The sequence below is a fragment of the Mesorhizobium sp. M1399 genome, assembly GCF_040317735.1.
GTDB lineage: Bacteria > Pseudomonadota > Alphaproteobacteria > Rhizobiales > Rhizobiaceae > Mesorhizobium.
In genome coordinates this window covers 44,583-57,841 of record NZ_JAMYKZ010000003.1, presented here as the reverse complement: position 1 = coordinate 57,841, position 13,259 = coordinate 44,583, and the positions used below count along the sequence as shown (strand labels likewise).

The following is a 13,259-nucleotide window of genomic DNA, read 5'->3' as shown; positions in this document are numbered from 1 at the left end:
CCGGCCTGGCCTGCCACGCGCATATTGATGCGACGCTCAACGCCGATCGCGCCGGTAAATGCGGGGACTGGCGCTCAGCTGGCTGTGCGCAGCCGCCGGGATCGAACAAAGGCCTTTAGTCCGTCGGAATCGAGCGCGTAGCCGAAGGCATAACCCTGCAACATGTCGCAGCCCAGGCCTTTGAGTATCCGTGCGTGCTGCATCGTCTCGACACCTTCCGCCACGACCTCGATACCCAAGGACTTGCCGATGTCAATGATTGACGAGACAACCTGCCTTCTTTGCGGCGATTTGGCGATTGGGGTGACCAGCTGCCGATCTATCTTTAGCCGGCGAGGCTGCAACTTGAGCAAACTGACTATCGAAGCGTAACCAGTACCAAAATCGTCTATTTCGATGTCAATCCCGAGTTCTTTTATCTGCTCGATATTCCAGGTGACAAGGTCGTCGTTCTCGTCCAGGAAAATTGACTCAACAAGCTCGAATGAAACTGTCCCTTTTTCGATATTTTGTTCTCGCAAGCTCTTGATGAGCTCCTCATCTTGAAGGCGTCGCGCCGAAACATTGACCGATACCCGCGGAATGTGGAGTCCCGCAGCGGACCATTCTTTGAAGTCCAAAAGCGACTGCTTCAATATGGCTTGGTCGATGATCGAGACCACATTCAGTTCTTCCGCAATTCTCAGGAAGACATCGGGCGCCAAAATACCCTTTTCTGGATGTCTCCACCTCGCCAGCGCCTCAACCCCCACGATTTCGAGCGTCTTTGCGTCAAATTGGGGCTGGTAGAAGGGGATGAACTCGTTGCGCTCAAGGCCGCCGAGAATTTCGTCGGCAATCCGCTTTGTATCGACGATTTCGCTTTGCATCGCGTCGGTGAAGAATTCGTATCGATTGCGCCCACGCCTCTTTGCTCGGTAAAGCGCGATATCGGCGTTTACCAGCAGGTGTTTGGCTTCGATATTTTTTCCGTTGTCGACTGCGATTCCCACGCTGACACCAAAACGGCATCGATGGCCCTGGTAGTAGACCGGTTCGCGCATCTGGCTGATGACGCGGTCAGCGAGCAGCGCCAGTTGCTTGGTATCGTCGCGCACCACGCACAGAACGATGAATTCGTCTCCCCCGATGCGGGCGACGAATCCCTCGTCGCCGACCTTCGATCTGAGGACTGTTGACGCGTGAACCAACATTGCGTCACCGGCGGCGTGGCCCAGCGTATCATTGATGTGCTTGAACCGATCCAGATCGATGTGAAGCAGTGCCGCATGCCCGCCTGAGCGCCTGGCGTTTGCCGCGTAATCTTCCAGTACCTGGTCGAGGTAACGCCGGTTGGGCAAGCCGGTCAACGAGTCATGAAGCGCGATGTGCTCTATGCGCGCTTTGGCCGACTCGAGTTCTGCATTTTTCGACTCGGACAGCTGTTTTGCTCGAACCAGATCCTGGTTCAGCAGGACATCGGCTGTAACGTCCCATTCCGCGCCTATCATTTTTGGAGTGTTGTTTGCGACCCGGTAAACGATCGCCTTGGACCGGACATGACGGACCTCGCCATCCGGACGCACAATCCGGTACTCCGACAAATAGGGTCGTCCGCTGGCCACCGCGCTGTCGAAATCTGCGTTGGCGGTAGCCAAATCATCTGGGTGGATTGCACCCGCCCAGTCTATGTAGCCCCGGTGCTCCCCGGTTGATTTGCCATATATTTCATTTACGCGATCATCCCACGTAAGCTCGTTGGTCGCGAGATCGTGTTCCCAAACCCCAATAGCCGAGGCTTCCAGAGCGAGTTCCAGGCGTCGTGACAATCGACGCAATTCCGCATAATTGCGCTGTCTTTCGCCGATCAGGCGACCTGTGACCAGGAAGGGGAACACAACCAAGGCCCCGGCCGTCGCCATGATCGCGCGCAACAACCATGCGTTACTTGGCGTCGAAGGCCAGCCATTTTTGGGAATGGCCGCGATCTGCCACGAACCGGACGGGAGCAAAACGTCGGCCGTCACCGGATCGCTTTTGCCGATCCGCTCATTGCCGTAGAATTGGTCTCCATTTTGGCCGAGAGCGTCCCTGCCGATCAGCGCTATGTCAATCCCGAGATCGTCGTCAAGCAGCCCGCTCGCCCGATAGAGACGCTGCACGTCGACAACGGCGGAAATGATGCCCCAGAACCTTTCCGTATTGCCCGCGCTCCGCACGAAAACCGGAAAGCGACCGATAAAGCCTTGTCCTCCCTGCTTCAGATCGACGGGACCGGCAAGCACCAGCTTGCGTTCGTCTCGCGCCCTTAGCGCAGCCGCACGCTGCCGCTCGTTCTTGCGGTAATCGAGGCCCATCGCCTGCTCGTTACCCTCCATCGGGTACATCAGGGAAACGACCAGATCGGGCGCCCCGGCAATATTGTTCAATTGCGAGTTCGCGCCAAACAGATTACTCGCCAGCGAAGCGAAGCGTTGCTGTCCCATATAGGGCTCGGTTACGACCGCAGCGACCAGTCCATGCACGAGTTGAAGGTTTCCGTTGATATTGCCTTCGAGCTTGGCGCGGATGAGGTTGACCTTGGTCAGCACGTCCGCACGGACGGCCTGGTCCGAGACGATCTTGTTCTGGTGCTCCGCGAACGCTGCGCTGATAAGGATGACGACAAACGCGATCGCCGCCGGAATATTTGCCGACGAAAAGACGGCCTCCTTGATGCCGCCGAACCTAGCGCGGAAAAAAGCCAATAGGCGATTCCTCAATTGCCATTTCAGGTTCTCGGGTCGACCCGATGAGGAATATTAGCGTTCAATGTTTAATTTGACCTTCACACTCCTGAAAAATTTCGGATTTTCCGATGGCTGACGCCGGCTGTTATGTCGACATCGACACCACCGCCCGCGCGATGTTGAAGGCAGGCTGCATGAAGCGGACCAACATGAAACGAGATCAGCCTTGCTCGGAAGACCGCAGACACGAGCGCCATTGCACACCTCGATGCTCCGACCCGAGTACGTCAAGAGCGTTGACCTTGGGCTAGTGGCCCTCGATCGACTTGTGAGACACAAGATATGGTATCTTGCCGACGCTCCGCTTCGTCGCGCCAATGGAATAGGCCATCGGTATCTTGGGAGAGTTCTCTGGCAGGCCGTACATATCCTTGCCGGCCCGCACTGCAAATGAAAAGTGCTGCCACGAAACCGTGTCATGCTCATTGAGAAAATCGAGCGTCAGACCAGCTGAAATCAGCGCGTTCACCACGTCACTGATCGGGTGGATCCACTCATAATAGCGAGGATGCTTCAAGATGCGGTCATCGCCGGTGTAGGTCAGTTCCTCGTTCCAGGCGAGCGGCCGAGCTATCGGCGTTCGCCAGTCGTGCTTCAACTCCAGAGCCGCGGCCTTTCGATTGCACTGAAACATCAATGGATGGCCCTCTGCCATGTAGAGCCGGCCGCCGGGTCGCAGGAGATCGGCAACCACCCGCGCCCAACGGAACACGTCGTCCAGCCAGTTTACCGAACCCCAGGTAACGTAAGCGATGTCAAAGGTCCGGCCCAGGGCTTCGACCGCCTCGAACAGTGGCGCTTCCACGAAACGCACGTCGGTGCCTGCCTTCGCAGCGAAATCCCGCGCCGCCGCGATCGCCGCGGGTGAAAAGTCGAGGCCGGTCACGCTGCCCGCACCAAGATTCTTCAAGCTGATTGTGTCAAGGCCGATGTGACACTGCAGGTGGACGATATCCTTGCCGGCAATATCGCCGACCTCGCGCGTTTCCAGCTCATAGAGATTGGATCCGCCTGCCAGCACATTCTCGATGTGGTAGCTGCCCGTTGTGTCGGTCGAGTGCAGTTCGGCCCGATCATCCCAATTAAGGCGGTTCGCACCCAGAAACGGTTCCAAATTCCCCCCAACCCTGACTGACGCATGGTAAACAAGTCGTTAAGATACCTTTGCAGCGAAAGTATCGCGCGTCAATCCGGACCGGTCGCCTCTCAAACAAGCTTCGGCGGCAATCAAGACGAGCAAGAGCGTCTCGTCTTCAAGAACTGCGATCCACGACCAATGTTTTCACCGGATCGAGAAAAGAATGAGCCTGTCCGCGCCGCTGGCACGTCGCCGCTGACCATGTCCACTGCGGCTTTGGATCGCTCGATCACCATCAAGTGATCCAGGCGTGCCGGTGCCGAATGGAACATAAAGCCCGGAATTCAGTTAGATAGCCGGATTTGGCTGGAGTACCGCCAGATGCGGAACTCCGGCCGGGCAAGGGCACTGCCGTAACACGGAGTGAGCGGCTTCGGGCGCATCTCGCCGGACTCAGGCACCACCTTGCCGAACTCGGGAGCCATAAACGCTCCCTATGGAGGATGCCATGAACCAGTGGACAAACGCCAGGCTCTGTGACGTAGCCAACCTGTTCCTTGGGGCAATTCTGTTCTTCTCTCCCTGGATCTTCGCCTTTGCGGCAGGCCCGCAGACGCAGAACGCCCTCGGCAGCGGAATCTTGATTGTCGTGCTTTCGATTGCCGCTCTCGCGGCATTTGCCGTCTGGGAAGAGTGGGTGAACCTGGTCGTCGGACTGTGGGTTCTCGTATCGCCCTGGGTGCTTGGATTCCAGGCGACCACGGCGATGACCGTGCATGTCGTGATCGGCATTCTGGTTGCCGTCCTGGCCGCGATCGAGCTCTGGATGATGTACCAGAACCCGCCGACCCAGTCCGCCGCCTAACAGGCGCAGCCAGCCAGCGCCCTTTTGGGCCTGACGGATCGATGGTTCGTCTGCCGGCCTCTCGGCAACAGCCGCCCAGAGGCCGGATGCCAGTTTGTTTGGACGAGATCTGAGAAGGATTGCGCATTATGGTCGGTGACAATCCGCGTTCGACGGCCAGGATTGCGGGACATCCCATTCATCCGATGCTCGTGCCGTTTCCGATCGCCTGCTTCGTCGGCACCTTGCTGACGGATCTGGCCTATTGGCGAACAGCGGAAATGATGTGGGCGGACTTCTCTGCTTGGCTGGTTACCGTCGGCGTGATCATGGGCTGCCTTGCAGCGATCGTGGGGTTGATCGATTTTCTGGCTAATCCGCTGATAAGGGCACAGCCCCCTGCCTGGCCGCACGTGCTCGGTAATCTGCTGGCGCTGGTGTTGTCCGTGATCAACATGCTCGTGCACACCCGCGATGCATGGACCTCCATCGTTCCCACCGGCTTGATCCTCTCGGCGGTTGTCGTGCTCATCCTCATCTTCACTGGTTGGCTGGGCTGGTCCATGGTGTACCGGCATCACGTCGGAGTGGCGGATTGATGCGCGTAGCAAGCTCCATCAGACAGGCCGGGCGCATCGCGGCGTCCATCCTTACTTGCACTGCGGCGATCACTCTTGCAGCGTGCAGCGGCAACGACCCGGATCCCAGCAGTCAGATAGGGCCGAATCCAAACCTGCCGGAGCCGATCCAATATTTCTTCCCGCCCATGCATCTCGCTTCCGTGGTAGGATGGAAGAACGACGAAAAGCCGACAGTCGCGCAGGGGCTGCAGATCCAGGCTTTTGCCAACGGCTTGCAGCATCCGCGCTCACTTTATGTGCTGCCCAATGGCGACGTCCTGGTGGTCGAGTCCAAGGCGCCGGGCGGCGAACCGATCAAACGGCCCAAGGATTTGGTGATGGGCTGGATCGAATCGTGGGTCACTTCGGGCGGCGACAGCGGCCCAAGCAACCGCATCACCTTGCTGCGCGACGCCGATGGCGATGGCAAGCCCGAGCTGACCAGCGTCTTCCTCGACCACCTGAGCTCGCCCTTCGGCGTGGCGCTGGTGGGAAGCGATCTCTACGTTGCCAACACTGATTCCATTGTTCGCTATCCCTACACCACCGGCGACACCAAGATCACCGCGCCCGGAACGCCGCTCACCGCCCTGCCCGGCGGCCCGATCGACCACCATTGGACGAAGAGCCTGGTGGCAAGCCCGGACGGCTCGCTGCTCTATGTCGGCATCGGCTCGAACAGCAACGTGGCCGAGAACGGCATCGAGGCGGAGAAGGACCGCGCCGCGATCTGGCAGGTGGACAGGGCTACCGGCAGGTCGCGCATTTTCGCCAGCGGTTTGCGCAATCCGAATGGCCTGAGCTGGGAGCCGCAGACCGGGGCGCTCTGGGCCGTGATCAATGAGCGCGACGAGCTCGGCCCCAATCTCGTGCCGGATTATCTGACGTCGGTAAAGGACGGCGGCTTCTACGGGTGGCCATACAGCTATTACGGCCAGCATCTCGATCCCCGAGTCATGCCCCAGCGTCCGGACCTGGTCGCGAAAGCGATCGTTCCGGATTATGCGCTGAGCTCCCACGTCGCCCCTCTGGGATTGGCCTTCTACACGGCAACCAGCCTCCCCCAGGCGTATCGCGCCGGCGCCTTCGTTGGCGAGCACGGGAGCTGGAACCGCACGCGCTTCAATGGCTACAAGGTGGTGTTCGTACCATTCAGCCGCGGCCATCCGAGTGGCGCCGCACAGGACGTGGTGACTGACTTCTTGGACAAGGACAACAAGGCGCGCGGCCGGCCTGTCGGCCTGGCCGTCGACAAAACCGGGGCCCTGCTCATCGCCGACGACGTCGGCAACACAGTTTGGCGGGTGACATCTGCCGGCCAATAAAGGGGCTCCACTCCCTTCGTCGAGCTGTCGGTCGAGCAGGGGATCGAACCCTGCGCGCGACGATCCCCGACGATCGCCGTTCCGGGCACATTCGGCATGCTCGCCATTGCCGTTTACTCGACGCTGACGATGTTTGCCGCGCGCTACCGCTGATCACCGCCGAACCGAAGGACCGCCAGCACCGAGAAATGGTATTTTTGCCCTTCCCACCGCCGGCTCTAGAATTTTCATCGCAAATCAAGTTATGATGCACTTGGTATTTCCCGGGACGGCTTTGCGCCGCTTGGAATACCGGGAGGAACCGGGACATGGCCGTTGCGCTTGTACTCGTTCTGATCGTCGTGGGCTCGGTGTTGTTCCACTTCCTGAGCCCATGGTGGTGGACGCCGATTGCCTCGAACTGGGACTATATCGACAACACCATCATCATAACTTTCTGGATCACCGGCGTCGTCTTCGCCGCCGTGGTTCTTTTCATGGCCTATTGCGTCTTCCGCTTCCGTCATCGGGAAGGCAATCAGGCGGCATATGAACCTGAGAACAGGCGGCTCGAATCCTGGCTGACGGTCGTCACTGCCGTCGGTGTCACGGCTTTGCTGGTTCCCGGCCTGTTCGTCTGGAGCCGCTTCGTCAACGTCCCAAGCGACGCAACCGAGGTCGAAGTCGTCGGCCAGCAATGGCAATGGAGTTTCCGCCTGCCCGGCAAGGACGGCAAGCTCGGCACATCCGACACTCGCGACGTCAACGCTGAAAATCCGCTCGGCGTCATCGCCGCTGATGCCAACGGCCAGGACGACGTCGTGGTCGAAGCGGCCGACCTGCATCTGCCGGTTGGCAAACCGGTCAAGATGCTGCTCCGCTCGATCGATGTGCTGCACGATTTCTACGTGCCGGAATTCCGCGCCAAGATGGACATGATCCCGGGCTCAGTCACCTATTTCTGGTTCACTCCGACCAAGACCGGAACCTTCCAGGTCCTGTGTGCCGAACTCTGCGGCCAAGGGCATCCGATGATGCATGGCGTGGTCATGGTCGATACGCAGGAAGATTATCTGGCGTGGCTTGGCCAGCAGCAGACTTTTGCGCAGCTGTCCGCGCCCCAACAGATGGGCTCGGCAGAGTAGACGCCGGAACGACGGCGCGCCGTCGGCATTGAAAAGATTGCGGCAGGCCCGAACTGTCGGGCATGGCCGAAAAGGGCACGGAGGTGTTCCTATGGTCGATATCACACCTGCAGATGCGGTACCGCCGGCCGAAGTCGCGGAAATGGAACTTTACCATCCGCACAGCTGGTGGACGAAATACGTTTTCTCGCAGGATGCCAAGGTCATCGCCATCCAGTATTCGGCGACCGCGACGGCGATCGGCATGGTGGCGCTGGTGTTGTCCTGGCTGATGCGGCTGCAGCTCGGCTTCCCCGGCACGTTCGACTTCATCACCCCGGAAGCCTACTACCAGTTCATCACCATGCACGGCATGATCATGGTGATCTACCTGCTCACCGCACTCTTCCTGGGCGGCTTCGGCAACTATCTGATCCCGCTGATGGTTGGCGCTCGCGACATGGTCTTTCCCTATGTCAACATGCTGAGCTACTGGATCTATCTCCTGGCCGTGCTGGTCCTCGTGTCGAGCTTCTTTGCCCCCGGCGGACCGACAGGTGCCGGCTGGACGCTCTATCCGCCGCAGGCGATCATGACCGGTACGCCAGGCGGCCAGGACTGGGGCATCATCCTGATGCTCGTCTCGCTGATCCTGTTCATCATCGGCTTCACCATGGGCGGCTTGAACTATGTCGTGACGGTGCTACAGGGCCGCACGCGCGGCATGACACTGATGCGCCTTCCGCTCACCGTCTGGGGTATTTTCACCGCCACCGTCATGGCGCTGCTCGCCTTCCCGGCACTGTTCGTCGCCTGCGTGATGATGCTGCTCGACCGGGCGCTCGGCACCAGCTTCTTCATGCCGGCGATCGTCGAGATGGGCGAACAATTGCAGCATGGCGGCGGCAGCCCGATCCTGTTCCAGCATCTGTTCTGGTTCTTCGGCCACCCTGAGGTCTACATCGTGGCGCTTCCGGCCTTCGGCATCGTCTCCGACCTGATCAGCACCCATGCGCGCAAGAACATCTTCGGCTACCGCATGATGGTCTGGGCCATCGTCGGCATTGGCGCACTGAGCTTCGTGGTCTGGGCGCACCACATGTATGTCAGCGGCATGCATCCCTATTTCGGCTTTTTCTTCGCCACCACGACATTGATCATCGCGGTTCCGACAGCCATCAAGGTCTACAACTGGGTGCTGACGCTGTGGCGTGGCGACATCCACCTCACCATACCGATGCTTTTTGCCCTGGCCTTCATCGTCACCTTCGTCAATGGCGGGTTGACTGGGCTATTCCTCGGCAATGTCGTCGTCGACGTTCCGCTGTCGGACACGATGTTCGTCGTCGCCCATTTCCATATGGTCATGGGGGTCGCCCCGATCATCGTAATCTTCGGCGCGATCTATCACTGGTATCCGAAGGTCACCGGTCGGATGCTGAACGAGACGCTGGGCCGGTTCCATTTCTGGGTCACCTTCCTTGGCGCCTATCTGATCTTCTTTCCCATGCACTATCTCGGCTTGATGGGCGTGCCGCGGCGCTACAACGAATTGACCGATATGACGGTGATGACGGAATCGGCCCACCACCTCAACTCGTTTATCAGCATCATGGCTTTTATCGTCGGTTTTGCCCAGATCGTGTTTCTGTTCAATCTCATCTGGAGCATCCGCCATGGCCGTGAGGCTGGTGGCAATCCGTGGCGGGCAACGACGCTCGAGTGGCAGACGGCCGAAACACCGCCGGGCCATGGCAATTTCGGCAAGGATCTGCCGATCGTCTATCGCTGGGCCTATGACTACAGCGTACCGGGCGCCAAGGAGGACTTCATACCGCAAAACGTTCCGGGCTCCTTCGGACCTTCCAGGGAGCCGGCATGAGCGTCATTCTGGTTTTCCTGCTCGTGATCGCCGGCATTGCTGGGTGGTGGCTCTCGCATCAGCGGCTAATGACGAGGCCGTGGCTCGAGCAAGGTTTGGTCGGGGATTTTGTCGCCCTGGACCGATCGGCGCTTCCGACCGCAAAGATCGGTCTCGGCGTCTTCCTTGCCGTCGTCGGCTGCCTGTTCGCGCTGTTCACCAGTGCTTACTTCATGCGCATGGCGCTGTCGGATTGGCAGCCGCTGCCCATCCCGCCTCTGCTCTGGCTTAATACCGGCGTACTGGTCTTGAGCAGCATTGCCATGCAGTGCGCTTCGCTCGCGGCGCGCAAGGGTCAAGTGGACATGGTCAGGCTCGGCCTCGCCACCGCTGGACTCACGGCGCTCGCCTTCCTGGTTGGACAGCTTATGGCATGGCGGGAACTGAGCGCGGATGGCTATTTTCTGGCGTCCAATCCGGCCAACAGCTTCTTCTACCTGCTAACGGGAATGCATGGGCTGCATATCCTGGGAGGGCTGGTCGGCCTGGGCAGAACGACCGTCGGTGCCTGGAACGGTGCGCGGCCGCAGCGGCTTCGCCTGAGCGTCGAGCTGTGCGCCATGTACTGGCATTTCCTGCTTTTCGTCTGGCTCGCCATCTTCGCTCTTCTGGCCGGCTGGGCTTCGACTTTAATCGACATTTGCCGAGGGTTGCTGACCTAGGAGGAACGGGCGGATGGCTGAGACGACACTGACCCACATCGGCCGAACGGGGCCGCGGCCCGCAGGCTGGCAAGGCATCGCCGCCGACTGGTCCTCGGATCAGCGGGCGTTCAAAAACGTGTCTTGGGGCAAGGCCATGATGTGGATCTTCCTGCTCAGCGACACGTTCATCTTCGGCTGCTTCCTGCTCTCCTACATGACCGACCGTATCTCCACACGCGTGCCGTGGCCCAATCCGAGCGAGGTCTTTGCCCTGCGCATCGGCGGCTCCGACATTCCATTGATCCTTATCGCCATCATGACCTTCGTCCTGATCTCGAGCAGCGGAACGATGGCCATGGCGGTGAATTTCGGCTACCGCCGCGACCGCCGCAAGACGGCAGTCCTGATGCTTTTGACCGCGGCACTCGGCGCGACCTTCGTCGGCATGCAAGCCTTCGAATGGACCAAGCTGATCACCGAGGGCGTGCGGCCTTGGGGCAATCCGTGGGGCGCTGCACAGTTCGGCGCATCCTTTTTCATGATCACCGGCTTCCACGGCACACATGTGTCGATCGGGGTGATTTTCCTGATCATCGTGGCGCGAAAGGTCTGGCGCGGGGACTACGACGTCGGACGGCCCGGCTTCTTCACCAGCCGGAGGGGCCGCTACGAAAACGTCGAAATCATGGGGCTCTACTGGCATTTCGTCGACCTGGTCTGGGTGTTCATTTTCGCATTTTTCTATCTTTGGTGAGAGGCAGGACATGGCTGAAGCAACCGCAAATGGCCTTGGACAACACACGCTCGACAGCGCCCGTACGCATGATGCGACGGCGACCAGCGTTACCCCTACGGAGGTTCATCAGGAGCACCCGATCAAGCTCTACCTGGTGGTCTGGGCGTGGCTGTTCATCCTCAGCACCTGCTCCTATCTGGTCGACTATTTCGGGCTCCACGGCTATCTCAGATGGTCGCTGATCCTGATCTTCATGATCCTCAAGGCAGGGCTGATCGTCGCCATCTTCATGCACATGGCCTGGGAACGGCTGGCGCTGACATATGCAATCATCCTGCCGCCGGTGCTGGTGCTGGTATTCGTGACGCTGATGGTCTTCGAAGCGGACTACACCCTTCTCACCCGAATGGCGTTTTTCGGGGCCGGGCCCTGACATGCAATTCGGATCCAGGCCGTCCTGTTCTGGAGCCTTCGCCTTGAAACAATCTACGGCTGGACCATTTCTGTTGGTATCGGAAACGACAGGCGATGCCGGCGTTTCCACATGCGTCGCGAACACCAGCAAGGGGCGCCCAAGATGACCATCGCAAACAGACTGAAGGACTTCATCGATAAGAAAGGCATTTCCTACGACACCGTCGAGCATCACCGCACGGCGACAAGCAGACAATCCGCCATTGCGGCACATGTGCCTGGCAGCATAATGGCCAAATCGGTGGTCGTTCACCACGACCGTGGCTACGCGCTGGCCGTGGTTCCAAGCACGCACAGGATAGAACTCGCGACATTGCAGGATGTTATGGACAAGCCTCTTGGACTTGCCTCCGAAGACGAGGTGGTCTCGTTGTTCGGCGATTGCGATGTCGGCGCTGTGCCGCCGATCGGCGCTGCCTATGATGTGCCGGTGGTCCTCGATGAAAGCCTCGGCGACGCTCCCGAAATCTATTTCGAGGGCGGTGACCATAGGACGCTGGTGCATGTGAGCGGCAAGGATTTCCGCGACCTGACAAAAGACGCGCGCCAGGCCCGTTTCAGCCACCCGGCCTATTGAAAGCTCTGCCCCACCCTCCCCGCACCGGCGCTCGGTGCGGAGGACAGGTTTTTCAGCTCACGGTCTGGTAGCCGGCGGCGATTCGACAACTTTCCGATAGACATGCCAGGTGGCATGACCAAGGATCGGCAGCACGACCGCCAACCCGGCGAACACTGGCAGCGAGCCGATGATCAAGGCGACGGCGACAATAAGGCCCCACACTGCCATCACGATCGGGTTGGCCAGGACAACGCGCACCGAGGTGTGGATGGCTTCGTAGGCGCCGACATCGCGGTCGAGCAACAACGGGAATGCGACGACCGTGGTGCACAACACAACCGCGGCGAACACAAAGCCGATGGCGTGACCCAGGATGATGAGTGTCCAGCCGCGTCCCGTGGCGAATATATCACTGATGAAGCTGGACAGCGATTGCGGCGGCGCCGGGCCGAACACGGTCTGGTAAAATATCTGGGCCGTCAAAAGCCAGGCGATGAATATCGCAAGCAGCATGATGCCGACCGCCGCAATAGCCGGCAGCGCCGGAGAACTTCTGACCTCAAAGGCGTGCCTCCACGAGGCATCGAGCCCGGCTTCCCGTCGCCGGCTGATCTCATAGAGGCCGATCGCCGCGAACGGACCAATTAGCGCAAAGCCGGACACAAGCGGAAACAACAATGGCAGCGTGTTGTTGCCTGATGTCCAGACGGCAAGCACGACCCCCGCAAGCGGGTAGATCAGGCAGAGAAAAACGATGTGCGACGGCTTGACCATGAAATCATCGACGCCACGCCTGAGCGCATCAAAAAGATCGGAGACACCGATTTTTCGAATTCTGGTGTGTTCCAGCGTCTCGTTGGCGCCTGCTATCACGTGAAAACTTGCCATGACCATTCCTCCAGACCGGGTCCGGTAAGGTCGCGTTTTACGGTGCTGCCGTTCTGCGTGATTGGCCACGCAAACCGCGACCTGCACCATGATCAATATACTCTCATGCGGGGGACTTGTCGCGCTTTGTACGAAGGCCCCCGGGGGGTAAGAGGTCCCGGGTAGCCCGACTAGCTCTGGACACCTTTCTTCGATATGCTCTTCTAGACGAAGGTGAAGGTCATGGATGGAAGGACAGTTCTCATACTCGGCCTTGGCATCGTTATTCTGCTGTTGCTGGGATTTTGTGCTCTGCCAAC

General features: G+C 59.5%; 13 protein-coding genes. 10 read left to right on the top strand and 3 right to left on the bottom strand.

Translation table 11 applies throughout. The features are described from left to right. Positions 1-74 precede the first annotated feature (74 nt). Both NKH05_RS05145 and NKH05_RS05140 read right to left on the bottom strand, forming a co-directional pair. Positions 75-2,654 (bottom strand): bifunctional diguanylate cyclase/phosphodiesterase, encoded by a 2,580-nt coding sequence (locus NKH05_RS05145; RefSeq protein WP_036245080.1) that lies wholly within the window; start codon positions 2,652-2,654, stop codon positions 75-77. A gap of 361 nt (positions 2,655-3,015) precedes the next feature. After that, on the bottom strand, positions 3,016-3,882 hold the full coding sequence (locus NKH05_RS05140; protein ID WP_352495377.1) for a class I SAM-dependent methyltransferase: 867 nt from the start codon (positions 3,880-3,882) through the stop codon (positions 3,016-3,018). A 24-nt stretch (positions 3,883-3,906) separates the two neighbouring features. On the opposite strand from NKH05_RS05140, the gene NKH05_RS05135 reads away from it, so the two are divergent. The 10 genes from NKH05_RS05135 (at position 3,907) to NKH05_RS05090 (ending at position 12,090) form a co-directional block, all read left to right on the top strand. Beyond that, entirely contained in the window at positions 3,907-4,149 is a 243-nt protein-coding gene (locus NKH05_RS05135; protein WP_156948109.1) for a hypothetical protein, read from the top strand. Between the two features lie 205 nt (positions 4,150-4,354). After that, entirely contained in the window at positions 4,355-4,711 is a 357-nt protein-coding gene (locus NKH05_RS05130; RefSeq protein ID WP_353025093.1) for an SPW repeat protein, read from the top strand. 128 nt (positions 4,712-4,839) lie between these two features. Continuing rightward, the gene (locus NKH05_RS05125; protein WP_023720160.1) at positions 4,840-5,289 is read left to right on the top strand and encodes a DUF2231 domain-containing protein; all 450 of its coding nucleotides are present in this window, start codon (positions 4,840-4,842) and stop codon (positions 5,287-5,289) included. Continuing rightward, complete coding sequence (locus NKH05_RS05120) at positions 5,289-6,635, top strand: PQQ-dependent sugar dehydrogenase (RefSeq protein WP_352495411.1); 1,347 nt, start codon at positions 5,289-5,291, stop codon at positions 6,633-6,635. The genes NKH05_RS05125 and NKH05_RS05120 overlap by 1 nt, the downstream gene beginning before the upstream one ends. A 308-nt stretch (positions 6,636-6,943) precedes the next feature. Next, positions 6,944-7,759, top strand: a complete 816-nt coding sequence (coxB, locus tag NKH05_RS05115; RefSeq protein WP_023720162.1) for a cytochrome c oxidase subunit II — start codon at positions 6,944-6,946, stop codon at positions 7,757-7,759. Between the two features lie 91 nt (positions 7,760-7,850). Next, a complete protein-coding gene (gene ctaD / locus NKH05_RS05110; protein WP_023720163.1) occupies positions 7,851-9,620 on the top strand; it encodes a cytochrome c oxidase subunit I in 1,770 nt (589 codons plus the stop codon). Then, entirely contained in the window at positions 9,617-10,321 is a 705-nt protein-coding gene (locus NKH05_RS05105; RefSeq protein WP_352482148.1) for a cytochrome c oxidase subunit 3, read from the top strand. Before ctaD ends, NKH05_RS05105 begins: the two co-directional genes overlap by 4 nt. Before the next feature lie 13 nt (positions 10,322-10,334). Next, entirely contained in the window at positions 10,335-11,057 is a 723-nt protein-coding gene (locus NKH05_RS05100) for a heme-copper oxidase subunit III family protein (protein ID WP_352482147.1), read from the top strand. 10 nt (positions 11,058-11,067) lie between these two features. Beyond that, positions 11,068-11,472 (top strand): cytochrome C oxidase subunit IV family protein, encoded by a 405-nt coding sequence (locus NKH05_RS05095; RefSeq protein ID WP_023720165.1) that lies wholly within the window; start codon positions 11,068-11,070, stop codon positions 11,470-11,472. A 144-nt stretch (positions 11,473-11,616) separates the two neighbouring features. Next, complete coding sequence (locus NKH05_RS05090) at positions 11,617-12,090, top strand: aminoacyl-tRNA deacylase (protein ID WP_023720166.1); 474 nt, start codon at positions 11,617-11,619, stop codon at positions 12,088-12,090. Positions 12,091-12,147: 57 nt separating this feature from the next. On the opposite strand, the gene NKH05_RS05085 is transcribed toward NKH05_RS05090, so the two are convergent. Further along, a complete protein-coding gene (locus NKH05_RS05085) occupies positions 12,148-12,960 on the bottom strand; it encodes a DUF2189 domain-containing protein (protein ID WP_352482145.1) in 813 nt (270 codons plus the stop codon). Positions 12,961-13,259: the final 299 nt, after the last annotated feature.

Excerpts from the sequence above, each read along its gene's own strand:
- NKH05_RS05135 (WP_156948109.1), top strand. The coding sequence starts at position 3,907 with ATGGTAAACAAGTCGTTAAGATACCTTTGCAGCGAAAGTATCGCGCGT.
- NKH05_RS05130 (WP_353025093.1), top strand. The coding sequence starts at position 4,355 with ATGAACCAGTGGACAAACGCCAGGCTCTGTGACGTAGCCAACCTGTTC.
- NKH05_RS05125 (WP_023720160.1), top strand. The coding sequence starts at position 4,840 with ATGGTCGGTGACAATCCGCGTTCGACGGCCAGGATTGCGGGACATCCC.
- NKH05_RS05120 (WP_352495411.1), top strand. The coding sequence starts at position 5,289 with ATGCGCGTAGCAAGCTCCATCAGACAGGCCGGGCGCATCGCGGCGTCC.
- coxB (WP_023720162.1), top strand. The coding sequence starts at position 6,944 with ATGGCCGTTGCGCTTGTACTCGTTCTGATCGTCGTGGGCTCGGTGTTG.
- ctaD (WP_023720163.1), top strand. The coding sequence starts at position 7,851 with ATGGTCGATATCACACCTGCAGATGCGGTACCGCCGGCCGAAGTCGCG.
- NKH05_RS05105 (WP_352482148.1), top strand. The coding sequence starts at position 9,617 with ATGAGCGTCATTCTGGTTTTCCTGCTCGTGATCGCCGGCATTGCTGGG.
- NKH05_RS05100 (WP_352482147.1), top strand. The coding sequence starts at position 10,335 with ATGGCTGAGACGACACTGACCCACATCGGCCGAACGGGGCCGCGGCCC.
- NKH05_RS05095 (WP_023720165.1), top strand. The coding sequence starts at position 11,068 with ATGGCTGAAGCAACCGCAAATGGCCTTGGACAACACACGCTCGACAGC.
- NKH05_RS05090 (WP_023720166.1), top strand. The coding sequence starts at position 11,617 with ATGACCATCGCAAACAGACTGAAGGACTTCATCGATAAGAAAGGCATT.
- NKH05_RS05085 (WP_352482145.1), bottom strand. The coding sequence starts at position 12,960 with ATGGCAAGTTTTCACGTGATAGCAGGCGCCAACGAGACGCTGGAACAC.